This is a genomic window from Nocardioides litoris, from assembly GCF_006346315.1.
Taxonomy (GTDB): Bacteria; Actinomycetota; Actinomycetes; order Propionibacteriales; family Nocardioidaceae; genus Nocardioides; species Nocardioides litoris.
In genome coordinates this window covers 998,038-1,022,918 of record NZ_VDMR01000001.1, presented here as the reverse complement: position 1 = coordinate 1,022,918, position 24,881 = coordinate 998,038, and the positions used below count along the sequence as shown (strand labels likewise).

21 protein-coding genes are annotated in these 24,881 nt (G+C 73.4%); 14 read left to right on the top strand and 7 right to left on the bottom strand.

Going from position 1 to position 24,881, the window contains the following annotated elements; all coding sequences use genetic code 11:
• The first annotated feature begins 87 nt into the window (after positions 1–87).
• From FJQ57_RS04980 to FJQ57_RS04955, 6 genes are all read left to right on the top strand, one after another.
• Positions 88–1,257, top strand: a complete 1,170-nt coding sequence (locus FJQ57_RS04980) for a PspC domain-containing protein (RefSeq protein WP_170219275.1) — start codon at positions 88–90, stop codon at positions 1,255–1,257.
• The gene (locus FJQ57_RS04975) at positions 1,257–1,559 is read left to right on the top strand and encodes a hypothetical protein (RefSeq protein ID WP_139978075.1); all 303 of its coding nucleotides are present in this window, start codon (positions 1,257–1,259) and stop codon (positions 1,557–1,559) included. Before FJQ57_RS04980 ends, FJQ57_RS04975 begins: the two co-directional genes overlap by 1 nt.
• A complete protein-coding gene (locus tag FJQ57_RS04970; protein WP_139978074.1) occupies positions 1,556–2,095 on the top strand; it encodes a YbaK/EbsC family protein in 540 nt (179 codons plus the stop codon). Before FJQ57_RS04975 ends, FJQ57_RS04970 begins: the two co-directional genes overlap by 4 nt.
• Positions 2,096–2,165: 70 nt before the next feature.
• Positions 2,166–3,884, top strand: a complete 1,719-nt coding sequence (locus FJQ57_RS04965) for an ABC transporter ATP-binding protein (RefSeq protein WP_211348747.1) — start codon at positions 2,166–2,168, stop codon at positions 3,882–3,884.
• On the top strand, positions 3,881–5,629 hold the full coding sequence (locus FJQ57_RS04960; protein WP_246081587.1) for an ABC transporter ATP-binding protein: 1,749 nt from the start codon (positions 3,881–3,883) through the stop codon (positions 5,627–5,629). The genes FJQ57_RS04965 and FJQ57_RS04960 overlap by 4 nt, the downstream gene beginning before the upstream one ends.
• Before the next feature lie 71 nt (positions 5,630–5,700).
• Positions 5,701–7,947, top strand: a complete 2,247-nt coding sequence (locus FJQ57_RS04955) for an acyltransferase family protein (RefSeq protein ID WP_139978073.1) — start codon at positions 5,701–5,703, stop codon at positions 7,945–7,947.
• 18 nt (positions 7,948–7,965) lie between these two features.
• Here the strand turns inward: FJQ57_RS04955 and npdG are convergent, their stop codons facing one another.
• Positions 7,966–8,658, bottom strand: a complete 693-nt coding sequence (gene npdG / locus FJQ57_RS04950; protein WP_139978072.1) for an NADPH-dependent F420 reductase — start codon at positions 8,656–8,658, stop codon at positions 7,966–7,968.
• Positions 8,659–8,762: 104 nt separating this feature from the next.
• On the opposite strand from npdG, the gene FJQ57_RS04945 reads away from it, so the two are divergent.
• Positions 8,763–9,791 carry an LLM class F420-dependent oxidoreductase gene (locus FJQ57_RS04945; protein ID WP_139978071.1) on the top strand — a complete coding sequence of 343 codons (1,029 nt, stop codon included), beginning with the start codon at positions 8,763–8,765 and terminating at the stop codon, positions 9,789–9,791.
• A gap of 136 nt (positions 9,792–9,927) precedes the next feature.
• Here the strand turns inward: FJQ57_RS04945 and FJQ57_RS04940 are convergent, their stop codons facing one another.
• Together FJQ57_RS04940 and FJQ57_RS22860 are read right to left on the bottom strand one after the other, a co-directional pair.
• Complete coding sequence (locus FJQ57_RS04940) at positions 9,928–10,878, bottom strand: type IV toxin-antitoxin system AbiEi family antitoxin domain-containing protein (protein WP_139978070.1); 951 nt, start codon at positions 10,876–10,878, stop codon at positions 9,928–9,930.
• Positions 10,879–11,068: 190 nt separating this feature from the next.
• A complete protein-coding gene (locus tag FJQ57_RS22860; RefSeq protein WP_211348746.1) occupies positions 11,069–11,812 on the bottom strand; it encodes a MerR family transcriptional regulator in 744 nt (247 codons plus the stop codon).
• 68 nt (positions 11,813–11,880) lie between these two features.
• On the opposite strand from FJQ57_RS22860, the gene FJQ57_RS04930 reads away from it, so the two are divergent.
• The 3 genes from FJQ57_RS04930 (at position 11,881) to FJQ57_RS04920 (ending at position 15,969) form a co-directional block, all read left to right on the top strand.
• Positions 11,881–13,029, top strand: coding sequence for an acyl-CoA dehydrogenase family protein (locus FJQ57_RS04930; protein WP_139978069.1), 1,149 nt, complete (start codon positions 11,881–11,883; stop codon positions 13,027–13,029).
• A gap of 166 nt (positions 13,030–13,195) precedes the next feature.
• Positions 13,196–15,049 carry an AMP-dependent synthetase/ligase gene (locus tag FJQ57_RS04925; protein ID WP_139978068.1) on the top strand — a complete coding sequence of 618 codons (1,854 nt, stop codon included), beginning with the start codon at positions 13,196–13,198 and terminating at the stop codon, positions 15,047–15,049.
• An 83-nt stretch (positions 15,050–15,132) separates the two neighbouring features.
• Positions 15,133–15,969, top strand: coding sequence for a class I SAM-dependent methyltransferase (locus FJQ57_RS04920; protein ID WP_139978067.1), 837 nt, complete (start codon positions 15,133–15,135; stop codon positions 15,967–15,969).
• A 74-nt stretch (positions 15,970–16,043) separates the two neighbouring features.
• Here FJQ57_RS04920 and FJQ57_RS04915 read toward each other — a convergent pair whose 3' ends face one another.
• Positions 16,044–17,594 carry an acyl-CoA synthetase gene (locus FJQ57_RS04915; protein WP_139978066.1) on the bottom strand — a complete coding sequence of 517 codons (1,551 nt, stop codon included), beginning with the start codon at positions 17,592–17,594 and terminating at the stop codon, positions 16,044–16,046.
• 146 nt (positions 17,595–17,740) lie between these two features.
• Between FJQ57_RS04915 and FJQ57_RS04910 the strand changes: the two genes are divergently transcribed.
• The gene (locus FJQ57_RS04910; RefSeq protein ID WP_139978065.1) at positions 17,741–20,266 is read left to right on the top strand and encodes a bifunctional FO biosynthesis protein CofGH; all 2,526 of its coding nucleotides are present in this window, start codon (positions 17,741–17,743) and stop codon (positions 20,264–20,266) included.
• On the opposite strand, the gene FJQ57_RS04905 is transcribed toward FJQ57_RS04910, so the two are convergent.
• Positions 20,257–20,907, bottom strand: coding sequence for a UdgX family uracil-DNA binding protein (locus tag FJQ57_RS04905; protein WP_139978064.1), 651 nt, complete (start codon positions 20,905–20,907; stop codon positions 20,257–20,259). The two genes, FJQ57_RS04910 and FJQ57_RS04905, sit on opposite strands and share 10 nt — an antisense overlap.
• 170 nt (positions 20,908–21,077) lie before the next feature.
• Between FJQ57_RS04905 and FJQ57_RS22255 the strand changes: the two genes are divergently transcribed.
• The 3 genes from FJQ57_RS22255 to FJQ57_RS04895 all read left to right on the top strand — a co-directional run bounded on the left by FJQ57_RS22255 (position 21,078) and on the right by FJQ57_RS04895 (position 22,890).
• Positions 21,078–21,239 carry a GPGG-motif small membrane protein gene (locus tag FJQ57_RS22255; protein WP_170219274.1) on the top strand — a complete coding sequence of 54 codons (162 nt, stop codon included), beginning with the start codon at positions 21,078–21,080 and terminating at the stop codon, positions 21,237–21,239.
• Positions 21,240–21,296: 57 nt separating this feature from the next.
• On the top strand, positions 21,297–22,334 hold the full coding sequence (locus FJQ57_RS04900) for a mechanosensitive ion channel family protein (protein WP_139978063.1): 1,038 nt from the start codon (positions 21,297–21,299) through the stop codon (positions 22,332–22,334).
• Between the two features lie 67 nt (positions 22,335–22,401).
• The gene (locus FJQ57_RS04895) at positions 22,402–22,890 is read left to right on the top strand and encodes a DUF5709 domain-containing protein (protein WP_139978062.1); all 489 of its coding nucleotides are present in this window, start codon (positions 22,402–22,404) and stop codon (positions 22,888–22,890) included.
• Between the two features lie 16 nt (positions 22,891–22,906).
• On the opposite strand, the gene FJQ57_RS04890 is transcribed toward FJQ57_RS04895, so the two are convergent.
• Entirely contained in the window at positions 22,907–24,226 is a 1,320-nt protein-coding gene (locus FJQ57_RS04890) for a calcium-binding protein (protein WP_170219273.1), read from the bottom strand.
• A gap of 165 nt (positions 24,227–24,391) precedes the next feature.
• Positions 24,392–24,871: an SRPBCC family protein gene (locus FJQ57_RS04885; RefSeq protein ID WP_139978060.1), complete on the bottom strand. Its 480-nt coding sequence runs from the start codon at positions 24,869–24,871 to the stop codon at positions 24,392–24,394.
• Positions 24,872–24,881: the final 10 nt, after the last annotated feature.

Below are 24,881 nucleotides of genomic sequence, written 5' to 3'. Positions count from 1 at the left end.
ACCCCGGCCCAGCGACCCCGGCCCACCGGACCCGGACCAGGGGTCTCCCCGATGGTGCGGCACGCCCCCGACGCCCAGGCTGGAGCCATGACCACCACCCCTCCCGAGGCCCCACCGGGACCCGACCCCGGAGCCGACGGCCCCGACACCGGTCCCCGCACCACCCGCGACGAGGTCCGCGACCTCGGCCGCCTGCGCCGCTCGGCCCACGACCGCAAGATCGCCGGCGTCGCCGGCGGGCTGGCCCGCCACCTCGACCTCGACCCGCTCGTCGTGCGGGTCGTCCTCGCCGTGCTCGTCCTCTTCGGCGGCGCCGGCCTGGTGCTGTACGCCGTGTGCTGGCTCGTCGTGCCCGAGGAGGCGACCGGGGTGGCGGTGGTGCGGACCGACGAGCGCAGCCGCTCGGCGATCCTCCTCGTCGGCCTCGTCCTCGCGGGGCTGTCCCTCGTCGGCGACACCGTCGGCGGGTGGGACGTCCCGTGGCCCGTGCTGGTCGTCGGCCTGGTCGTCGTGCTCGCGCTCTCGACCGAGCACCGCCGCACCCACCCGTGGCTGCGCCGGACCGACGACGCCGGCACCCCGCCCCCGACGTGGACCGCACCCCCGCCCGCGTACGGCGCCGCCAAGCCCGCACCCGTGCCGCCGGCGCGCCCGCGGCGCGGTGGCCCGCTGCTCCTCCCCTACGCGCTCGCCGTCATCGCGCTCGGCGTCGGCGTGCTCGGCATCGCCGACCTCGCCGGCGCCGACGTGCCGGGCTCGGCGTACCCGGCCTTCGCGCTGGGCACCTGCGCGGGCCTGCTCCTGCTCGGGGCGTTCTGGGGCCGCGCGGGCGGACTCATCGCCCTCGGCCTGCTCGCCGCCGTGGCCACCGCCGGCGCCACCGCCGCCGACCGGGTCGACGCCGGCCGGGTGGCTGCGACACCGACGACCACGGCCGCGGTCTCCGACCGCTACGCGCTGACGTTCGGCGAGATCGACCTCGACCTGTCGCAGGTCACCGACCCCGAGGCGCTCGACGGCCGCACCGTCGAGGTCGAGGTCGAGGTGGCCGGACGGATCCAGGTCACCGTGCCCGACGACGTCGACGTCGTCGTGCGCTCCGACCTCGACGAGGGCGGGGTCACCGTGCTCGGCGACCGCCTCGCCGACGGGCAGCGGACCACCACCGTCGACGGCGGGACCGACGCGCCCCGCCTGACCCTCGACACCCGGGTCGCCCTCGGCGAGATCCGGGTCGACCGCGCAGGAGAGAGCTGATGGGCACCGAGACCTTCGAGACCGCCCCCGCACCGGGCCCGACCACCGACCCGACCGGCGACCCGGGCACCACCCTGCCCGCCCGCCACCCCGTCAACGTCGGCCACCTCGTCATGGGCGTCGCCCTGGCCGGGCTCACCGTCGTGTGGGCGCTGGTGGCCTTCGACGTCGTCGCCGACGACGACATCCGGTGGCTGCTGCCCGTGCCGTGGGTGCTCGCCGGCGCGGCCGGGCTCGTCGGCCTGGTCGCCGCCGACCGCCGCCGGGCCGCACGCCGCCGGGCTGGGACCATGGAGGCGTGACGCCCTCCCTCGGAGCCCTGACCACGGTGCCGGCCCTCGACCGCACCGACCTGCTGGCCCCGCCGGTGGCGGCCGCGCTCACCTCCTGGGAGCACGCGGCCGCCACCGGTGTGGTCGAGATCGACCCCGACCTCGCCGACACCGCGACCCTCGCCGCGACGTACGACCTCGGCATGGACACCGGCGCCAACTGCGTGCTGGTCGCCGGGCGCCGCGGCGGCGAGGAGCGGGTCGCGGCCTGCCTGGTGCGCGCCGACACCCGTGCCGACGTCAACGGGGTCGTCAAGCGGCTCCTCGACGTGCGCAAGTGCTCGTTCCTGCCGATGGAGCGGGCGGTCGAGGAGTCGGGCATGGAGCACGGCGGCATCACGCCCGTCGGCCTGCCGACCGGCTGGCGGCTGCTGGTCGACGCCCGGGTCACCACCACCGACGTGGTGGTCATCGGCTCCGGCGTGCGCCGGTCCAAGCTGCTCCTGCCCGGCCGCACCACCGCCGACCTGCCCGGCGCGGAGGTCGTGGAGGGCCTCGCGGGCTGATCCGCCGCAGCGGCCGCGCCGCAGCGATAACGAGTGGATCACGGGGCGCCGCGCTCCGTAGCCTCGATCGGTGATCGCGCTCCCCCTCGCCCACCCCGGGACCGCCGACCACCGCACCCCGCTGCGGTTCCTGTGGTGGATGGCCAGGGGCCAGTGGCGCACCCTGGCCGGCGGCATGGCGTTCGGCATCGTCTGGATGAGCTGCCAGGCGGTGCTGCCGGCCGTCCTGGGCCGGGCCATCGACCGCGGCGTCGCCGCCCGCGACACCTCCGCGCTGGTGGCCTTCGCCGGGCTGATGCTGGCCATCGGGCTGCTGCAGGCCTTCACCGGGATCATGCGGCACCGGTTCGCGGTGACCAACTGGCTGGTCGCGGCCTACCGCACCGTCCAGCTCACCGGCCGCCACGCCACCCACCTCGGCGGCACCCTGCCCCGCAAGGTCTCGACCGGCGAGGTCGTGGCCATCGGCAACAGCGACATCTCCCACCTGGGCCAGGTGATGGACGTCAGCGCCCGCTTCTCCGGCGCGATCGTCTCCTTCGTCCTCGTCGCGGTGATCCTGCTGCAGACCTCCACCACCCTGGGCCTGCTCGTGCTGCTCGGGGTGCCCGGCCTGATGCTGCTGATCGGGCCTCTCCTGTCCCCGCTGCAGCGCCGCAGCGCCGCCCAGCGCCAGCTGCTCGGCGACCTGTCCAACACCGCCACCGACATCGTGGGCGGGCTGCGGGTGCTGCGCGGCATCGGCGGCGAGCAGGTCTTCCTCGACCGCTACAAGCGCGAGTCGCAGGCCACCCGCCGCGCCGGCGTCGAGGTGGCCCGGCTGCAGTCGGTGCTCGACGCGCTGCAGGTCTTCCTGCCCGGACTGTTCGTGGTCGCGGTGGTCTGGCTGGGCGCGCGGTACGCCGTCGAGGGCCGCATCAGCGCCGGCGACCTGGTCGCCTTCTACGGCTACTCCGCGTTCTTGATGATCCCGCTGCGCACGGCGACCGAGTTCGCCAACAAGTTCATCCGGGCCAAGGTCTCGGCCACCCGCGTGTGCCGCCTGCTGGCCATCGAGCCCGACACCCACGACCCGGCCGAGCCGGCCGACCCGCCCGCCACCGGCGCCGACCTCCTCGACGCCCGCTCGGGCCTGCGGGTCCCCGCGGGCCGGATGGTCGCGGTGGTCACCGAGCCCAGCGAGGACGCCGTGCGCCTGGCCGACCGGCTCGGCATGTGCGACCCCGAGCCCACCGCCGAGGTGAGCCTCGGGGGCGTGCCGCTGACCGCGATGCGCCGCGCCGACGTACGCCGCCTGGTCGTCGTCTCCGACACCGGCGCGGCCCTGTTCTCCGGGCGGCTGGGTGACCGGCTCGACACCACGGGCGAGGGCGGCGACCGGGTGGTCGAGGCGCTGCGCACCGCGAGCGCGGAGGACATCCTCCAGGCCCTGCCCGACGGGCTCGACACGCAGGTGACCGAGCGCGGGCGCAGCTTCTCCGGCGGCCAGCGCCAGCGGCTGGTGCTGGCCCGCGCGCTGACCGCCGACCCGGAGGTGCTGGTGCTGGTGGAGCCGACCTCGGCCGTCGACGCCCACACCGAGGCCCGGGTCGCGGCCCGGCTGCGGCAGGCGCGCGCCGGTCGCACCACCGTCGTGACCACGAGCAGCCCGCTGCTGCTCGACGCGGTCGACGAGGTGGCCTTCCTGCGCGACGGCGTGGTCGTGGCCACCGGCACCCACGCCGACCTGCTGCGGTCGGAGCCGGCGTACCGGGCGCTGGTGACCCGCGAGGCGGTGGCGACCTCGTGAGCGCCCGCACCACCCTGCCCGTCGCCGACGGACCCGCGCTGCGCCGGTACGCCGTCGACCTGGCCCGCCGCCACCCGCGCCTGCTCTGGAGCGCGCTGGGCCTGCACGTGCTGGCCGCCGTGGCCGGCCTGGCCGCGCCGCGCCTGCTCGGCAACCTGGTCGAGGCGGTCGAGGACGGCACGACCACCCAGCACGTCGACCGGATCATCCTGCTGCTGGCCGGGTTCCTGGTGGTGCAGACGCTGCTCACCCGGTTCGCCCGCCTGGTCAGCCAGGTGCTGGGCGAGCAGGTGCTGGCCGAGCTGCGCGAGGACTTCGTCGGCAACGCCCTCGCCCTGCCCGTGGGCACGGTCGAGTCCGCCGGGTCGGGCGACCTGCTGACCCGCACCAGCCGCGACGTCGACCAGCTCGGCTGGTCGGTGCGCTGGGCGCTGCCGGAGTGGACCATCGCCGTGGTCACGGCCGTGCTCACCTTCGCCGCCGCGCTCAGCGTGGGCTGGTGGGTCGTGCTGCCGTGCCTGCTCGGCGTGCCGCCCCTGGTCGTCGGCCTGCGGTGGTACCTCGCCCGCGCCAAGGACGGCTACCTGCGCGAGTCGGCGTCGTACAGCCAGATCAACGCCACCCTGACCGAGACCGTCGAGGGCGCCCGCACGGTCGAGGCGCTCGGCCTGGGCCGCGAGCGGGTCGCCGCGATCGACGACGACGTGCGCGAGTCGTTCGCCGCCGAGCGCTACACGCTGCGGCTGCGCACGGTGTTCTTCCCGAGCATGGAGATCAGCTACCTGCTGCCCGTGGTGGCCACGCTGCTGCTCGGCGGCTACCTCTACACCCAGGGCTCGGTCTCGCTGGGCGACGTCACCACCGCGACGCTGTACGTGCAGATGCTCATCGACCCCGTCGACCGGATCGTCTCCATCCTCGACGAGCTGCAGATGGGCGCCGCCTCCCTCGCCCGGCTCCTCGGCGTCGCCCAGGTGCCCGACGACCGCGAGGTCAGCGGCCGCGAGCCGACCGGCGAGGACCTCGTGGCCTCCGACGTGCGGTTCTCCTACGTCGAGGGCCGCGACGTGCTGCACGGCGTCGACCTCGAGGTCGGGGTCGGCGAGCGGCTGGCCATGGTCGGCCCGTCCGGCGCCGGCAAGTCGACCCTGGGCCGCCTGCTCGCCGGCATCCACCCGCCCCGCACCGGCGCGGTCACCGTCGGCGGGGTCGGGCTCGTCGAGCTGCCCCTGGGCGACCTGCGCGGCCACGTGGCGCTGGTGACCCAGGAGCACCACGTCTTCGTCGGCACCCTCCGGGAGAACCTCGCGCTCGCCGCCCCGCCCGGCGCCACCGACGACGACGTGCGCGGCGCCCTCGACGCCGTCGACGCCCTCGACTGGGTCGACGTCCTGCCCGACGGCCTCGACACGGTGGTCGGCTCGGGCGGGCACACCCTCACCGACGCCCAGGCCCAGCAGGTCGCGCTGGCCCGCCTGGTCCTGGCCGACCCCCACACCCTCGTGCTCGACGAGGCCACCTCGCTCATCGACCCCCGCGCCGCACGGCACCTCGAGCGGTCGCTGGCCGCGGTGCTGGAGGGCCGCACGGTCATCGCGATCGCCCACCGCCTCTTCTCCGCCCACGACGCCGACCGGGTCGCCGTGGTCGAGGACGGCAAGGTCGCCGAGCTCGGCTCCCACGACGAGCTCGTCGCCGCCGGCGGGTCCTACGCCGCGCTGTGGAGGTCGTGGCACACGGGCTGAGGGACTCGCCCGCCCGGCCCGTGGCCCGCAATGCCACCTCGGGGGGTGTCCCTTGGTATTTTCCGCCCACCATGACCATGGGGACGACCGACGCCGCTCCCGCGTTCCGGACCGACGTCCAGGGAATGCGGGCTGTCGCCGTGCTCGCGGTCATCGCGGCGCACGCCGCGGTGCCCGGGATGGGCGGCGGGTTCGTCGGCGTCGACGTCTTCTTCGTCATCTCCGGCTACCTCATCACCCGGCTGATCCTGGGCAGCATCGAGACCGACGGCCGCTTCCGCATCGGGGCGTTCTACGCGCGGCGGGCCCGCCGGATCGTCCCGGCCGCGACGGTCGTGCTGGCGGTCACGATGGTCGCCTCGGTCATCTACCTGAACTTCCTCGACGTCATCGACGCCTCGCGCGACGCGGCCTGGGCGGCGTTCTTCGCCGCCAACATCAGGTTCGCGACCCAGGGCGTCGACTACTTCGCCCTCGAGGAGTCGCCCTCGCCGGTGCAGCACTACTGGTCGCTGGCGGTGGAGGAGCAGTTCTACATCGTCTGGCCGCTGCTGGTGGGCCTGGCGATGCTGCTCACCCGGCGCCGCAGCCGGCGCGCGGCCGCCGTCGACGGCGCCGCGGTCAAGCGCGCCGCCCCGGTGCGCACCATGGCGCTGCTCGCGCTCGCGGTGGGTGCGGCCAGCCTGGCGTGGTCGGTCCACCGCACCGTCGAGGAGCCGACCTCGGCCTACTTCTCGACGCTGACGCGCGCCTGGGAGCTCGCGGCCGGCGTCATCGTGGCGCTGCTGCTGCACCGGCGGGCGGGCCTGCGGCAGCGCTGGATCACCGAGCCGGTCGCGCTGGCCGGACTGGTCGGCATCGTCGTGGCGGTCGTCGCCTACGACACCACGATGGCCTTCCCCGGCTACGAGGCGCTGCTGCCGGTGCTCTCGACCGTCGGGCTCGTCGTGGCCGGCGCCCACGACGGACGGCAGCCGCTGGTCTCACGGGCGCTGTCGCTCGCCCCGATGCGCAAGATCGGCGACTGGTCCTACTCGCTCTACCTGTGGCACTGGCCGATCATCGTGGTGCCCCAGGTGCACATGGGTCGCCCGCTCAGCATCACCGAGACCATCGTCGCGGTGGCGCTCATCTTCCAGATGGGCTACCTCACCCACCGCTTCGTCGAGCAGCCCTTCCGCCGCGGCACCTTCTGGCGCCGCGACTGGCGCGGGCTGGTCCTCTACCCCGCGTCGCTGGCCCTCGTGCTCCCGACCATCCTGGGCGGCTACCAGGTGGCGGAGTACTACGGCGGCGAGCGCGGCAACGACGCCGCGATCACCGCCGACGCCTACGGCATCGACGACGGCGACGAGATCATCAGCCTGGTCGAGGCCTCGGTCGAGGCGGGGCGGATGGGCGACCCCATCCCCAGCAACCTCACCCCCGACCTCCTCGACCTCGGGGACGACATCGCTGACGTGGGCGAGTGCAACTACCAGCTGCCCGAGCGCCCGATCTGCGAGCGCGGCGACGTCGGGTCCGACAAGGTCATCGTCGTCACCGGCGACTCCCACGCCCGCGCCTGGATCCCCGCGATCGAGCAGATCGCGGAGGCCGCCGGCTACGCGACGTACTACTTCGTCAAGCAGCAGTGCACGGCCTCCTTCGTCGACCCGGGCCGTCTCGGCACGGGCGCACCGTGGCCGGAGTGCGACGAGTTCCACGACTGGGTCGTCGACCAGGTCGAGCGGCTCGACCCCGACCTGATGGTCGTGGCGACCTCGCCCCCGCCCGCCGGCGTGTACGCCGACGACGGCACGCTGGTGACCTCGCGCGAGGGCGTGAGCGCCGAGCTGGCCACGGGCTTCGACGACATGTTCGCCGCCTACGAGCCGCTCGTCGACCGGCTCGTCCTGCTCGAGGACGTGCCGCGGCTGCCCGAGGAGCCGGGGTCGTGCCTGGCCGCCCACGACTCGATGGGCTCGTGCCTGTTCGAGCCGACGAGCTACAGCGAGGAGATGCGGCAGGTCTCCATCGAGGCCGCCGACCGGGCCGGCGTCGAGCGCGTCGACCCGACGGCCTGGCTCTGCTACGACGGCCAGTGCCCGGTCGTCATCGGCTCCACCATCACCTACCGCGACCGGTCGCACATCAGCGCCACCCGGGCCGCGGAGCTGTGGTTCCCGCTGGGGGTCGACCTCGGGCTGCTCGAGGACCCCGACGGCAAGCGGGGCGAGGGCAAGAAGCGGCGCTCGGCCGAGCGCTCGTCGGGTCGCGACGAGAGCCCGTCCGAGGAGCCCGACGCGCCGGTGGCGACCGACGGCGTCGGGTCCTAGGCCGGGTCCTGGGCCGGGTCAGTGGCCGTCGAGGCCCGAGACCCGGATGCCGGAGTGCACCTTGTAGCGCTTGTTGATCGAGATCAGCACGGCGGTCAGGGGCTCGAGCTGGCGGGCGAGCCGGAGCTTGCCGGCGTCGACGCCCTCGCGGCCGGTGACCGCAGCGGCCAGGCCCATCACGGTGGCCTTGGCGTCCTGGTCGTCACCGCACACGAGGACGTCCTCGTGCTCCAGCGGCGCGTCGGTCTTCCACAGGGTCACGGCCGAGACGTGGTGGAAGGCACCGACGACCGTGGCGCCGGGCGCGATGCGCTGGGCCGACTCGGCGGCCGACCCCTCGCCCCCGTCGACGACCCGGCCGTGCGGCCCGGCCTTGTCGAAGGCGAGCGGGTTGACGCAGGAGACGACGACCTTGCCGTCGAGCGCACCGCCCTCCGCCAGCGAGGCGACCAGCTCGTCGTGGCCGTCGTACGGGACCGCCAGGAGGACGACGTCGGCGTCGGTGAGCGCGTCGGCGTTGGCCGCGCCGCTCACCTCGCCCGCCCCGTCGACGCCGGCGAGCCGCTCGGTGACCTCGGCGGCGACCGGGACGGCCTTCTCCGCGGAGCGGGAGCCGACCACGACCGTGTGGCCGTGGCGGGCGAAGCGGTAGCCGAGGCCCTTGCCCTGGGGGCCGGTGCCGCCGATGACGGCGATGCGCAGACTGGTCATGCCCGGGATCCTGCCAGGGTGTGGACCACCCTCCCGCAGGGTGACCGGACTGTGACACCATCGCTGTCACAGTCAGCCGCGACCAGACCACCAGGAGCCACCCGATGAAGCTGTCCACGATGCTGATGTACGACGGCAACCCCCGCGCCGCCGCCGACGAGGTCGTCGGGCTCGAGAAGGCCGGGCTCGACCTGGTCTGGGTGGCCGAGGCGTACGGGTTCGACTCCCCCACGCTCATGGGCTACCTCGCGGCCAAGACCGAGACGGTCCAGATCGGCTCCGGCATCATGAACGTCTTCTCCCGCACCCCCGGTGCGCTGCTGCAGACCGCAGCCGGCCTCGACAACGTCTCCGCCGGCCGCGCCGTGCTCGGCCTCGGCGCGTCGGGACCGCAGGTGATCGAGGGCTTCCACGGCCTGCCCTACGAGCGCCCGCTCGGCCGCACCCGCGAGGTCATCGACATCGTCCGGCAGGGCCTGCGCCGCGAGCCGCTGCAGCACGAGGGCCGCAACTTCACCCTGCCCCTGCCCGCCGACCAGGGCCTCGGCCTCGGCAAGCCCCTCAAGCTGCTCACCAAGCCCGAGCGCCCGTCCGTGCCGATCTGGGTCGCCGCCCTCGGCGACAAGAACGTCGAGATGACCGCCGAGCTCGCCGACGGCTGGATGCCCCACCTCGTCTACCCCGAGAAGGTCGCCGAGACCTGGGGCGCCGCGCTCGACGCCGGCAAGGCCAAGCGCTCCCCCGAGCTCGGCGAGCTGCAGGTGACCGGCGGCGGCGTCCTGGCCATCGGCGAGGGCCCCGAGACCAAGGCGATGCTCGACTTCGCCCGCCCGATGTTCGCCCTGTACGTCGGCGGCATGGGCGCGCGCGGCAAGAACTTCTACAACGACCTCGCGGTCCAGTACGGCTACGAGAAGGAGGCCAAGGAGATCCAGGACCTCTACCTCGACGGCAAGAAGGACCAGGCCGCCGCCCTCGTCCCCGAGGAGTGGCTCGAGGCCGCCAACCTCGTCGGCCCGGCGTCGTACGTCGCGGAGCGGGTCGAGGCCTTCCGCGAGGCCGGCATCACCCACCTCAACCTGTACGGCGCCACCCCCGAGTCGATCACCCAGCTCCGGGACCTGATCGGCTGAGCGCTCGCGCGCGCCTTGGGGCTCGTGGGGCGGGCGGCTGGCGGGGCTGAGATTCACCACTTAAGTGTTGAATCTCAGCCTTCACCGACGAAGGTTCGTCTATGAACCCACAGGTTCGTCGGTCCCCGCCGCCCGGTCAGGCGGCCGTCGTCCGGAACGCCGCCCGGATGCGGGCGGACAAGCCGACCGGGCGCTCGAGGTCGGCCCACGTCATCCTGATGACGGTCCACCCGGTGACCTCGCGGATGGCGTCCTCGCGTGCCTTCTCGCGCAGCACCATGTCCGCGACCGTCTCGCCCTCCCGCCGGAACCGGTGGTACTTCTCCCTGCCGTCGAACTCGACGACCACGCCGAGCTCGGGCCACGCGAAGTCGACGCGCGCCACCAGCACCCCACCAGGACCGCAGATCTCGAACTGCGGCTCGGGAGCCGGCAAGCCCTGGGTGAAGAACGCGTAGACGCACCTGCTCTCCCCGACCGACTCGATGCGCCCGTCGGCGAGGTGGAGCACCGGGTGGTGACGCAGGGATCCCGGCCAGAGCTGTTGCGCGGCGAAGAACATGCGCAGGGTGGCGAGGTCGAAGTCGCCGCGGTGCAGGAAGAAGTTGGCCTGAACGAGCGCAGCCTCGGCCCCGTCGGTCGTCGCCACCTCGAGCACCGCCCGCGCCGGCACCGTGGCCCAGTGACCGTCCACCCGGCGGAGGTCGACGACGCGGCACCCACCGACGTGGTGGCGCAGGCGCGCCGTCGGCCGGCCCCCGCCGGCCAGGTGCGTGACCCGCACCTGCGACAGGTCGAGTCCGTACGTCGGGCCGCCGTGCTTCACGCACGAGCTGCCGTGCGACACGGCGACGTGGTCGTCGTAGCGGCGCATCACCGCCCGGACCAGGATCAGGTGCCGCCCGGCGTCGTCGGCTGCGAGGTAGACCGCGCGGAGGCAGTAGGCGCCGTGGCGCAGGCGGACCAGCACCTGCCGGCGCACGAGTCGCCCCAGCGCGACGTCGTCGACCCCATGTCGTACGGCGTCGCGTCGCAGCAGCACGCCGTAGCTGTCGCAGAGGTGGGTGACCGGGGTGTCGGGCAGCATGGCCAGGAGCCTGCGCCGCGCGGGGCCCTCCTGCCCGTGCCTCCGTCGGGCCTGTGGAGGGCCTGCCCCGCGCAGGACCCTGTGGACAGTTGCCCGACAGGCGAGCGCACGAACCTGTGGGTTCCTCGACGAAGGTTCGTCGATGAACCCAGAGATTCACCACTTAAGTGGTGAATCTCAACCAGGCCGACTACCGCGACAACGACCGCGTGATGACGGCGTTGGCCGCCCGCTGGAACCCGTGCACGACGGCCTCGAGCGTGAGCCGGCGCAGGGTGGAGACCGTCTCCTCGAGGCGCAGCGCGTCCTCGGGCGAGGTGGACTCGCGGCGGTAGGGCTGCAGCACCTGCTCGTGCAGGATCGTGGTGAGCTCGTCGGCCAGCGCCTCCATGTGACGGCGGATGGCGGCCTCGGCGAGGCCGAGGCTCTCCCGCGGCACGTCGACGTCGAGGAGGTCGAGGCCGACGGGCAGGGCCGGGAGCACGCGCCACAGGTCCTCGTCGTCGTCGACGCGCTCGAGCCCGCCGAGGGTGACGAGCAGGTCGAGGTCGTCGTCGGCCAGCGACCGCCCGGCGTGCTCCTCGAGCGCGGCCCGGCTCAGCACCGCCGGCGGCTCGGCGCTCCACGAGGTGAGCATGGCGCGCTGGAGGGCGAGGTCCTCGACGCCGGCGTCGTCGGGGATGCCGCCGAGCACCCGCTCGGCCGCCTGGAGGGTGAAGCCGTGGTCCTGCAGCGCGCGGACCAGCTCGAGGCGCGCGCGGTGCACCGGGCCGTAGTAGGCGATCCGGCCGATCCGCACGGGCGGGGGCACGAGTCCGAGGCTGGCGTAGTAGCGCGTGGTGCGCACGGTCGTGCCGACGGCCGCGGCGAGCTCGTCGATGGTGAGCAGCTCCGCGCCGGGCCCGTCCGGGACGGGAGAAGGGGCTGCACTCATGACGATGACAGTAGTACTGTCACATCATCGGTGTAACACCCGCACTGTCTGATCTCCACGGAGGAAGCATGCCCGAGACCCCGTCCATCTACGAGCAGGAGCACGAGGACTTCCGCGCCACCGTGCGCGCGTTCATGGAGAAGGAGGTCGCGCCCTTCCACGACCAGTGGGAGAAGGACGGCCAGGTCAGCCGCGAGGTCTGGCGCAAGGCCGGCGAGACCGGCCTGCTCTGCTTCGACGTCCCCGAGGCGTACGGCGGGATGGGCATCAAGGACTTCCGCTACAACGCGATCGTCTCGGAGGAGATCAGCAAGGTCGGGGCGAGCGGGATCGGCTTCCCCGTCCACAGCGACATCATCGTCCCCTACATCACCGAGCTCGGCACCGAGGAGCAGAAGCAGCGCTGGCTGCCCGGCCTGGTCAGCGGCGAGCTGATCAGCGCGATCGCCATGACCGAGCCCGGCGCGGGCTCCGACCTGCAGGGCATCCGCACCAGCGCGGTCGACAAGGGCGACCACTACGTCCTCAACGGGTCGAAGACCTTCATCTCCAACGGCATCATGAGCGACATCGTGATCGTGGTCTGCCGGACCGACCCCGACGCCGGCCACCAGGGCATCAGCCTGCTCGTCGTCGAGCGCGGCATGGAGGGCTTCGAGCGCGGCCGCAACCTCGACAAGATGGGCATGAAGGCCCAGGACACCGCCGAGCTGTTCTTCGACAACGTCCTGGTGCCCAAGGAGAACCTGCTCGGCGAGGAGGGCTCCGGCTTCATCAGCCTCATGGTCAACCTGCCGCAGGAGCGGGTCTCGATCGCCGCGATCGCGGTCGCCGCGATGGAGCACATCATGGGCCTGTGCCTGTCCTACGCCAAGGAGCGCGAGGCCTTCGGCAAGCCGATCGGCAAGTTCCAGCACAACCGCTTCATGCTCGCCGAGATGGCCACCGAGGTCTACATCGCCCGGCTCTTCGTCAACGACTGCATCATGAAGCTCAACGCCGGCGAGGTCGACACCGCGCTCGCCTCGATGGCCAAGTGGTGGACCACCGAGCTGCAGAAGAAGTTCGCCGACCAGGGCGTCCAGCTGCACGGCGGCTACGGCTACATGACCGAGTACCCGATCTCCAAGGCCTACACCGACTCGCGGATCCAGACGATCTACGGCGGCACCACGGAGATCCAGAAGGAGATCATCGGCCGGATGCTCGGCATCTGAGCCGGCACCTCGCACCGGCACGTCCCCCCGGCACGTCCCACCCGGCACGTCCCACCCGGCACGACGCCGTACGCCGCGCGGCGGGTCCGCAGGAAACCTTCCGGACCCGTCGCGCGTTCGCCACACTGTGTGACCCCGACCACTCGACCGCCCGCGAGGAGCCCGCATGCCCGACGTCCTGTCCGAACGAGCCCGCATCGAGTCGATCGTCGGGGGCCGGACCCTCGTCGACGCGCTCGGCGAGACCGCCGTCTCCGCGGCCGACCACCCGGCGTACTCGGACAAGCACGGGGTCCCCGAGGGGGCGTCGTGGCGCACCCTGACCTGGGCGGAGGTGCGCGAGCGCGCCCTCGACCTGGCCGCCGCCCTCGTCGCCCGCGGGGCGCAGCCCGGCGACACGGTCGCGATCATGGCGACCAACCGCATCGAGCACTTCCTGGCCGACATCGGCGCCGTGCACGCCGCGGCGACCCCGATGTCGATCTACAACACGCTGTCCCCGGAGCAGGTCGCCTACGTCGCCGGCGAGGCCCGCCCGGTCGTGGCCGTCCTGGAGGACGCCGACCACCTCGCCCGCTGGGGCAAGGCGCTGGCCGAGGTCGACAGCGTCCGCACCGTGGTGCTGGTCGACGCCGAGGCGCCGGCCGGCGACGACCGGTTCACGACCTGGGAGGCGTTCCTGGCCGAGGGCGCGGCCGCCCGGGCCGAGCACGGCGACGAGGTGGCCCGCCGCGGCGAGCAGCTCGACCCCGACGCGCCGGCCACGATCCTCTACACCTCCGGCACCACCGGCAACCCCAAGGGCGTCGTCCTCACCCACCACAACGTGCTCTACGAAGCCCAGTCGACCCTCGAGGCCGCCGGGCTGCACGAGCCGCAGGTCGGCGTGAGCTACCTGCCGCTGGCCCACATCGCCGAGCGCGTGCTCGGCCTGTACGGCCCGCAGATCCAGGGCAGCCACATGCACGCCATCGGCGACCCCGCCCAGCTGCTGGCCACCCTGGGCGAGGTGCACCCGACGGCGTTCTTCGGCGTCCCGCGGGTGTGGGAGAAGATCAAGACCGGCATCTCGGCCAAGCTGGCCGCCGACCCCGACCCGGACAACCGGAAGATGGTCGAGGACTGCATGGCCGCGGGCCTGGCCTGGGTCTCCGCCCAAGAGGTCGGCGGCACCATGACGCCGGAGGTCGAGCAGGCCTACGCCGAGGCGGAGGAGAAGATCCTCGGCTTCCTCAAGCTGCTCCTCGGTCTCGACCAGGTCACCTGGGCCGGTTCGGCCGCAGCTCCCATGCCCATCGAGGTCGCCCGGTTCATGGCCGGCCTCGGCCTCAAGGTGTACGACGTCTACGGCATGACCGAGACCTGCGGCGCCATCACGGCCAACGGCCCCGAGGCGTTCCGGCTCGGCACCGTGGGCCGCCCGACCCCGGGCATGGAGGTCAAGCTGGGTGACGACGGCGAGATCCTCGTGCGCGGCCCGGTCATCACCCCCGGCTACCACCGCCAGGAGGAGGCCACCCGCGCGCTCATCGACGACGACGGCTGGGTGCACACCGGCGACATCGGCACCCTCGACGACGACGGGTTCTTCGCGGTCGTCGACCGCAAGAAGGAGCTCATCATCACCTCGGCGGGCAAGAACATTGCGCCGTCCAACATCGAGAACTACCTCAAGGAGTCGCCGATCATCGGCCACGCGATGGCCATCGGCGACAACCGCCCGTACGTCGTGGCGGTGCTGACCCTCGACGGCGAGGTCGCCCCGGTGATCGCCCAGGCCCAGGGCATCGAGTTCACCGACCTGGCCGACCTGGCCCAGAAGCCGCAGATCCAGGCCATGGCCCAGGCTGCTGTCGACGCCGCCAACGAGCGCCTCTCGCGACCCGAGCAGGTCAAGGCCTTCGAGCTGCTGCCGACCGAGTGGACGGCGGAGTCCGAGGAGCTGACCCCGACGCTCAAGCTCAAGCGCCGGGTCGTCAACACGAAGTACTCCGACGTCGTCGACCGCCTCTACGGCTGAGCCGCACCCGACCACCGCCGGGCCGGCTCGTCGCGCCGAAATGAGGGCGACGGGCCGGCCCCCGGCGTCCTAGGGTCCGGCGCGTGACCGACGACGAGTACCTCCGGGTCAACCGGGCGCGGTGGGACGAGCGCGCCCCGGCCCACGCCGCCTCCCCCGGTTACGCGCTGCGCCGGTTCACCGACGACCCGGCCTACCTCTCCGACGTCGTCCGCTTCGACCTGCCGCGCCTCGGGCCGGTCGACGGGCTGCGCGGCGTGCACCTGCAGTGCCACATCGGCACCGACACCATCTCCTTGGCCCGGCTCGGGGCCAGGATGACCGGGCTCGACTTCAGCCCCGCCTCCCTGGAGCAGGCCCGCGCCCTCGCAGCCGCCGCCGGCGCCGACGTCGACTTCGTCGAGGCCGACGTGCACGCCGCCGCCGACGTGCTCCCCGCCGGGTCGTTCGACCTCGTCTTCACCGGCATCGGCGCGCTGTGCTGGATCCCCTCGGTCAGCCGGTGGGCCGACGTCGTGGCCCGGCTGCTCAAGCCGGGCGGACGGCTGTTCATCCGTGAGGGCCACCCGGTCCTGTGGTCGCTCGGCGACCCCCGACCCGACGGCCTGGTCACCATCGAGCACCCGTACGTCGAGCGGGAGGCGCCGACGATCTGGCACGAGGGCGGCACCTACGTCGAGACCGACCACGTCTTCGAGCACGTCACCACCCACGAGTGGAACCACGGGATCGGACAGGTCCTCACCGCCGTCCTCGACGCGGGGCTGGTCGTCACCGGGTTCGAGGAGCACGACAGCGCGCCCTGGGACGCGTTGCCGGGGATGACCGAGCCGACCGACGACGAGGGCGAGCTCCGCCTGCGCGACCGGCCCTGGCGGGTGCCGTTCACCTACACCCTGCAGGCGGTCAAGCCCGACTGACGGGCCTGCGGCACCACACGGTGGTCGAGGAAGGCGCGCTGACGCCTGTCTCGAGACCACGCGACCGACAGCGGTCAGGCTCGGCCGGCGTACTCCTCCTTGAGCTTGCCCTTGACCATCTTGCCGGTGGGCGTGCGGGGCAGCTCGTCGCGGAAGTGGATCTCGCGCGGCACCTTGAAGTGCGCGATCCGCTCCCGGGCGTACGCCACCAGCTCGGCCGCGAGGGCCTCGTCGCCACCGTCGGCGAGCGAGATGCCCTCGGCCGGCTGCACGAAGGCCACGACCCGCTCCCCCATCTCCTCGTCGGGGACGCCGAGGACGGCGATGTCGAGGACGGCGGGGTGCAGGGTGAGCTGGTCCTCGATCTCCTGCGGGTAGATGTTGACGCCCCCGCTGATGATCATGAACGCCTTGCGGTCGGTGAGGTAGAGGAAGCCCTCGTCGTCGAGGTAGCCGAGGTCGCCGACGGTGGTCCAGTTGGGGTGCTCGGGGTGCTGCGTGGAGCGGGTCCTGTCGGGATCGTTGTGGTACTCGAACGACGCACCCTCGAACTCCTCGCGCTCGAAGTAGAGCGTGCCGACCTCGCCCGTGGGCAGCTCCCGGCCGTCGTCGCCGACGATGCGCGGCCTGCCGATCAGCGGCACGCCCACCGAGCCGGGGTGCTGGAGCCACTGCTCGCTGTCGATCATGGTGCCGCCGTTGGCCTCGGTGGAGGCGTAGTACTCGTGCACGATCGGGCCGAGCCAGTCGATCATCCGGTGCTTGACCTCGACCGGGCACGGGGCGGCGGCGTGCACGACGTAGCGCAGCGAGGAGACGTCGTAGGACAACCGCACCTCGTCGTCGAGCTTGAGCAGCCGCACGAACATCGTCGGCACCATCTGGGTGTGGGTCACCCGGTGCTCCTGCACGGCCGGCAGGAAGGCCTCGGGCTCGAACTTCTCCATCATCACCAGCGTGCCGCCGAGGGCGTGGATGACGCCGCCGAAGCGCAGCGGCGCGGCGTGGTAGACGGGCGCCGGCGAGAGGTAGACCGTCGACTCGTCGAAGCGGTAGAGCCCGCCGAAGATCGCGACGTACTTGTAGCCGGGCTCCTCGACGGAGTAGTCGGGCAGCGGCAGCTTGATGCCCTTGGGCCGCCCGGTCGTGCCGGAGGAGTAGAGCAGGTCGTCGCCGTGCGGTTGGGCGGGGAGCGGCGCGTTGCCGGCGTCGGCCAGGGCGCGCTCGTAGTCGCCGTACCCCTCGACCTCGCCGGCGAAGGCCAGCCGGTGCTCGACGTCGACGTCGAGCCGGTCGACGAGGTCGGCCTTGGTGCCGGACACCACCAGCGCCTTGGCCCCGCAGTCGCGCACGATGTAGGACGTCTCGTCGGCGCTGAGGTTGTGGTTGACCGCGGTGATGTAGAGCCCCGAGCGCAGCGCGGCCCAGTAGACCTCGTAGGTCTCGGGCCGGTTGTCGCTGACCATCGCCACGACGTCGCCCTGCCGCAGGCCGGCGGCGTGCAGCCAGTTGGCCACCCGCAGGCTGCGGTCGTCGAGCTCGGCGTAGGTCAAGGACCGACCGGAGCCGGCCATCACCAGCGCCGGCTTGTCGGGGTGCGTCTGGGCCCAGGTGCCGGGGTACATGGCGCACACTGTGGCAGGCGTCACGGCCCGAGCCAAGGGTGACGAGCCCCGCTGCGACCCGCCCGCACCGCGGTGGTCGAGGACGGGGCGGACCACCGTGTGGCCCGGCCCGCGCGGGTGCGGGGGTGGCGTCTACCGTGGACGTGATGGACGCTCCCACCCCGCAGCAGGTACGCCGCGCGCTCGCCCGCGCCGAGCGGGGCGCGGCCCTCGACGTGGCCGAGGCCGAGGTGCTGCTGGCCGCCGCCGGCGACGACCTCGACCGCCTCTGCGCCGCCGCGGCGCGCGTGCGCGACGCGGGGCTGGTCGCCGCCGGGCGCCCCGGGGTCGTGACCTACTCCCCCAAGGTCTTCATCCCGGTGACCCGGCTGTGCCGCGACCGGTGCCACTACTGCACCTTCGTGGAGACGCCCGGACAGGCCGCGCGGGCCGGGCGGGCGCCGTACCTGTCCCCGGACGAGATCCTGGCCGTCGCCTCCGCGGGGGCGGCGATGGGCTGCCTGGAGGCGCTGTTCACCCTGGGCGACCGGCCCGAGGACCGCTGGCCCGAGGCGCAGGAGTGGCTCGACGAGCAGGGCTACGACTCCACGCTCGCCTACGTCCGCGCCATGGCGGTCCGGGTGCTGGAGGAGACCGGGCTGCTCCCCCACCTCAACCCCGGTGTCATGTCGTGGGAGGAGATGAACCGCCTCAAGCCCGTCTCCCCGTCGATGGGGATGATGCTCGAGACCACCTCCACCCGGCTGTGGGAGACCCGGGGCGAGGCCCATTTCGGCTCGCCCGACAAGGACCCGGCGGTCCGGCTGCGCACGCTCGAGGACGCCGGCCGCCTGTCGATCCCCTTCACCACCGGCCTGCTCGTCGGCATCGGCGAGACCCTGGCCGAGCGCGCCGAGACGATCTTCGCGCTCCGCCGGGTGTCGCAGGCCTACGGCCACGTGCAGGAGGTGATCGTCCAGAACTTCCGCGCCAAGCCCGACACCGCGATGCGGCACACCGACGACCTCGACCTCGACGAGTACCGCGCCGCCATCGCCGTCACCCGCCTCGTGCTCGGGCCCAAGGCACGGGTGCAGGCGCCGCCCAACCTGGTCGACCACTCCGACGGCTCGGCCGAGTGCCGCGCCCTGCTCGACGCCGGCATCGACGACTGGGGCGGCGTCTCGCCGCTGACCCCCGACCACGTCAATCCCGAGCGGCCCTGGCCCTCCCTCGAGCGGCTGCGGTCGGTCACCTCCGAGTGCGGCTTCGACCTGCAGCCGCGGCTGACCGTGCACCCGGAGTACGTCCGCGCCGGCGAGCCCTGGCTCGACCCGCGGGTGTCCGGCCACGTCGCGGCCCTGGCCACCGACGACGGGCTGGCCCGCGACGGCGTGCGCCCGAGCGGGCTCCCGTGGCAGGAGCCCGACGGCGGGTTCGCCTCCGTGGGCCGCACCGACCTGCACACCGCGGTCGACACCGAGGGCCGCACCGACGACCGGCGTTCCGACTTCTCCGACGTGTACGGCGACTGGGGTGCCGTCGCCGACGCCGCGAGCGCCACCCGTGGCCCGGAGACAGGACCCCGCGCCTCCTCGACCACCGTCGACCCCGAGGGCTCGGCGGCGCTGCGGGCGGCCGAGGCCGACCCGGGTGGCCTGTCCGACGAGCACGCGCTGACCCTCATCACCGCCGAGGGCGACCTGCTCGACCAGGTCTGCCGGCTCGCCGACGACCTGCGCCGCGAGACCGTCGGCGACGACGTGACCTACGTCGTCAACCGCAACATCAACTTCACCAACGTCTGCTATGTCGGGTGCCGCTTCTGCGCCTTCGCCCAGCGGCGCACCGACGCCGACGCGTTCTCGCTCTCCCTCGACGAGGTCGCCGACCGCGCCGCCGAGGCGTGGGACCTCGGCGCCACCGAGGTGTGCATGCAGGGCGGCATCGACCCGGAGCTGCCCGCCTCGGCGTACTTCGACCTCGTCGGCGCGGTCAAGCAGCGCGTGCCCGGCATGCACGTGCACGCCTTCTCCCCCATGGAGGTCGTCAACGGCACCGCCCGCACCGGCCTGAGCATCGAGGACTTCCTCATCAAGGCCCGCGAGGCCGGGCTCGGCTCGCTGCCCGGCACCGCCGCGGAGATCCTCGACGACGAGGTGCGGTGGGTGCTGACCAAGGGCAAGCTGCCCGCGCGCACCTGGGTCGAGATCGTCTCCACCGCGCACCGCGTGGGCATCCCGACGACCTCGACGATGATGTACGGCCACGTCGACAACCCCCGGCACTGGGTCGGCCACCTCCGCGTCCTCAGCCGGATCCAGGACGAGACGGGCGGGTTCACCGAGTTCGTGCCGCTGCCCTTCGTGCACACCAGCGCGCCGATCTACCTCGCCGGCGTCGCCCGCCCCGGCCCCACCCTGCGCGACAACCGCGCGGTGCACGCGATGGCCCGGATCCTGCTGCACGGGCGCATCCGCAACATCCAGACCTCGTGGGTCAAGCTCGGCGTCGAGGGCACCCGCACCATGCTCCGCTCCGGTGCCAACGACCTCGGCGGCACGCTGATGGAGGAGACCATCTCGCGGATGGCCGGCTCCGAGCACGGCTCGGCCAAGACGGTGGCCGAGCTGGAGGAGATCGGCGCCGGCATCGGCCGGCCGGTGCGCGAGCGCACCACGCTCTACTCCTGAGCGAGGGCCGCGACCGCCATCCGCAGGTCGGCCACCAGGCCGTCGTACATGGTCTGGCGGTCGGCGTCGTCGGCCCGCAGCACGGCCGAGGGGTGCAGGGTGGCCAGCACCCACGACGGCGGGTGCGCGACCGGGTAGGACGGCGGCCACTCGCGCAGCACGCTGCGCGCCTCCCCGACCCGGAACGACGCGCCGTACAGCGCCTTGCCCGCCGTGCCTCCCAGCAGCACCGCGCCCTCGGGACGCAGCAGGTCGAGCTCGGCGTCGAGCCAGGGGCGGCAGGCCTCGACGTGGGCGCGGGTGGGTGACTGGTGCAGCCGGCGCTTGCCGGCCGCCTTCCACCGGAAGTGCTTGACGGTGTTGGTGACGTAGACGTCGGTGCGGTCGACACCCGCCTCCTCGAGCGCGTCGACGAGCACCCGGCCGGCCGGGCCGACGAACGGCGCGCCCTGCCGGTCCTCCTGGTCGCCCGGTTGCTCCCCGAGCAGCAGCAGGCGGGCGTCGGTGCCGCCGCGGGCGGGCACGGCCTGGGTCGCGTCCGACCACAGCTCGCAGCCGCGGCAGGTCTGCAGGGCCTCGCGGATCGTGTCGGGCGTCGGGTCCGTGGGCACCCACGGACGGGCGTCGGTCTTGTCGGCCACGCCTCCACCCTGCCGCGCCGCCCGCCGCGGCGGAGCGTCCCAGGGGGTGGCCCCCGCACGGGTGGTTCGGCGACAGCGGGCGCGGCGAGATGGTCGGAGACGCCCGAGATCCGGGCCGGCCCACCCCCATCGCGCAAGCGCGGGCCACAAGCAGTCAGGAGCACCAACCCATGGGTTTCCTTCTCTGGATCCTCGCCGTCATCCTCGTCGTCTGGGGCGTGGTGACGCTCATCCAAGGTTCGATCCTGTTCGGGATCATCCTCATCGTGGTCGGCCTGGCCGTCGGCCCCGGCGGCTGGAGCATCTTCAACGGGCGGCGGAGCGCCGCCTGACCCACCCGGGGCGCACGCCCTGACGCGCCGGGGCAGGGAGACGGTCACCATGGGGCCATGTCCGTCTCCCTGACCCACGCGCTCGTCGCGGCCGGTTCCGCGCTGCTCGGCGTGCTGGCCACGGTCGTCGTCGTGCACGTCCTCGTGCGGGCGATCGGCCGCCGCTGGTCGCCCGCCACCCGGCTGGCCGACGCCGCCCGCCGCCCCTTCCGCCTGCTCCTGCTGGTCCTGGCCGCCACCGCGTGGGTGGCCGGCGTCCGCGGTGGTGCCTCCTGGTGGTGGGACGCCGCCGCCCTCGTGTGCCGCGTCGGTGCCATCGCCGCCGGCGCGTGGCTGCTCGCCGTGGTGCTGCTCCTCGTCGAGGACCTCACCCTCGGCCGCGTCGACGTCGACGTGCGCGACAACCTGCAGGCCCGCCGCGTGCGCACCCAGGTGCTGCTGATCCGCCGGCTGACCGTCGTCGCCGTCGTCGTGGTCGCCCTCGGCGCGATCCTGCTCAGCTTCCCCGGCGTGCGCACCCTCGGCGCCAGCCTGCTGGCCTCGGCCGGCCTGCTCTCGGTCGTCGCCGCGCTCGCCGCCCAGTCGACCCTGGCCAACGTCTTCGCCGGGATCCAGCTGGCCTTCAACGACGCCATCCGGGTCGACGACGCCGTCATCGTCGAGGGCGAGTGGGGCCGCATCAAGGAGATCACGCTGTCCTACGTCGTCGTGCGGCTCTGGGACGACCGGCGCATGGTCATGCCGTCGACCTACTTCACCACCACGCCGTTCCAGAACTGGACCCGCAAGAGCTCCGAGCTGCTCGGGGCGGTCGAGCTCGACGTCGACTGGACCGTCGACGTCGACCGCCTGCGCGCGGCGCTGCCCGCGGTCATGGAGTCGGCCGGGTCGATGTGGGACGGCCGCACCGCGCTGGTGCAGGTCACCGACGCCGTCGGCGGGTTCGTGCGCGTGCGCGTGCTGGTGACGTCGTACGACGCGCCGACGCTGTTCGACCTGCGCTGCCACGTGCGGGAGCGGCTGGTCGCGTGGTTGCGCGAGGAGCAGGCGTCCGGCCTGCCGCGGGTGCGGGTGGCCGTCGACCCGGCGGGGTGAGGGCGCACCCGGCCCCTCCCCCCGGTGGGTCCTGTCGGGCACCTGCGGGCGTGCCTACGGTGAGGTCATGAGCCAGACCGACGACCCCACGACCGACGCCGAGAGCTACGGCGACTACAGCGTCGACGACGAGGACCAGCCCAACGCGGGCGACGACCTCGTCACCGGCGACGACAGCGACGTCACCGACGAGCTCGACCGGGGCTACTCACCGCCCGAGAAGTGGTCGGCCGGCCAGGGCTACGGCAACACGCCGTACGAGGAGGCGGTGGGCGAGACGCTCGAGCAGCGCCTGGCCCAGGAGGTGCCCGAGCCCGACCCGTTCGACCCCGCCCCCGACGAGCAGGCGGAGGCCGCGATCGACGACGGCGAGGTGGGTCGCGAGCGCGCCGGGCGCCTCGTCGCCCCCGACGAGGGCGCGCACACCGACACCGAGAAGGACCTGGTCGGTGACGACGTCGGCATCGACGGCGCCGCGGCCTCCGCCGAGGAGGCCGCGGTGCACGTCGTCGACGATGACGACCGGGTGCTCGACGAGAGCGACCTGGACGTCTAGGTCATCTCGAGACCATTCAGAGCAGCGCGGTCCCGCGGGCCAGGGCGCCCGCGGGCCGTGCGGCGACGTACGCCGTGGTCGGACGCGGCAAGCGGGTCGACGTGCCCGGGAAGACGAAGCGGGGGTCGCGGTCGAACTGCTGGAGGCTCAGCACCTCGATCTGGCCGTTGCAGCCCTGGAGGTCGTCACGACCGTCCCGACCGCCGACGAAGATGATGCGGTCACCGGCGTCGACGCCGCCCCCGCTGGCGGCGTCGCTGCAGTAGAGGCGGTCGTACTGACCGTCGTCGACCACCACGATGAGGTCGCCGCCCTCCTCGCCGAAGACGTTGTCGATGCCGTCGCCGGGATAGATGATGTCGGCGCCCGCGTCGCCGGTGATGTTGATCGACCTCGGGGTGCCGCTGGCCGGGAACGGTGCGCTGGGGCAGCTGTTGAAGGTCCCGGGCCTGGCGATGAACCCGGGGCACGAGCTGTCGCCGGGTCCGCCGTCGATGAAGTCATCGCCGCCGTCGCCGTCGAGCTGGTCGCGTCCGACGGTCCCGTAGACCCGGTCGTTGCCTTCACCACCCTGCACGTAGTCGTCGCCGACACCCCCGATGACGGTGTCGTTGCCCGCGACACCGTTGAGCTCGTCGTTGCCGGTGCCGCCGTCGAGGCGGTCGTTGCCGGCGCCGCCGTTGATGCCGAGGTCACCCTTGCCGGCCGGACGGTCGTCGCCGGTGCCGCCGAGGATCGTGTCGTTGCCGCCGAGGCCGATCAGGTGCGGGTCGTTGCCCGGGCCGGCGTCGATGACGTCGTCACCGTCGCCGCCGCCGGCGCGGTCGGCACCGTCGCCGGCGGTGACCCGGTCGTTGCCGATGCCGGAGTCGATCTTGTCGTTGCCCACGCCGCCGTCGATGCGGTCGTTGCCGCTGGCGGCCTTGAGGTCGTCGTTGCCGTCGCCGCCGACGAGCACGTCGTTGCCGTCGCCCGCGACGACGGTGTCGCTGCCGGAGCCGCCGTCGACCGAGTCGTCCCCGAGGCCGGCGACGACGTTGTCGTTGCCCGGCCCGCCGATGATGGTGTCGTTGCCGATCCCGGCGTCGATGCGGTCGTTGCCACCGTCGCCCGAGAGGCGGTCGTTGCCCCAGCCGCCGACGATGCGGTCGCCGCCGCCCTTGCCGGAGATGCGGTCGTTGCCGCCCCGGCCGTCGATGCGGTCGGCCTTCTTGGTGCCGGTGATCTTGTTGTTGCCGTTGCCGCCGTTGATGACGCGCGCCTCGGCCACGGCGGGCGCCAGGACGAGGGCGGCGACGGCGACGGCCGCGGCGGAGCGGCGGAAGCGCAGGTGCACGAGGGACTCCAGGGAGCTGGGGGTGCTGGGCGGCGACGGCCCCGAGGGGACCGTCGGCGGGGGTGCCGAGCCGGACGTCCGCACGCTACGTCACCCGAGCGGGTCAGGGCAGGGGTTTGGCCGAGCCCCACCCGAGCGGGCGCCCCACCGGCCCCGAGGTGCCCCTCAGGCGTCGACGGCCGCCAGGACCACCGGGTCCTCGCAGGCCCGGGCCCAGGCGGCGATCCGGGCCCGGATCTCACGTCCGAGCAGCCACGACCCGACCCGGTCGGCGACCGGCGAGAGCCACGCGGGCTTCGTCGACCAGGTGTACTTCCAGGTCGCGCGGCACCCGGCCACGCCGTCGCGCTCCTCGGGCACGAACCGCCACCCGCCCCCGAAGGAGGCGAAGAACCACGGCCCCTCCTCCATCGTCATCCCGACCGACGTCGGCGGGCGGTAGGAGACGTAGCGGCTGACCATCGTCGGGCCCACCCGGGCGCGGGTGTAGGTGTGCACGCCGGCGCCCGGCCGCTCGGCGTCGAGCAGCCGCTGGGACCTGATGAACGGGTCCCAGCGCAGGCGGACCTCGCCCGTGGTCTGGGAGACCGCGAACGCCGTCTCGGGCGGCACGGGCACCCACGCCTGGGCCGTCACCTGCGGCACGTCGACACCG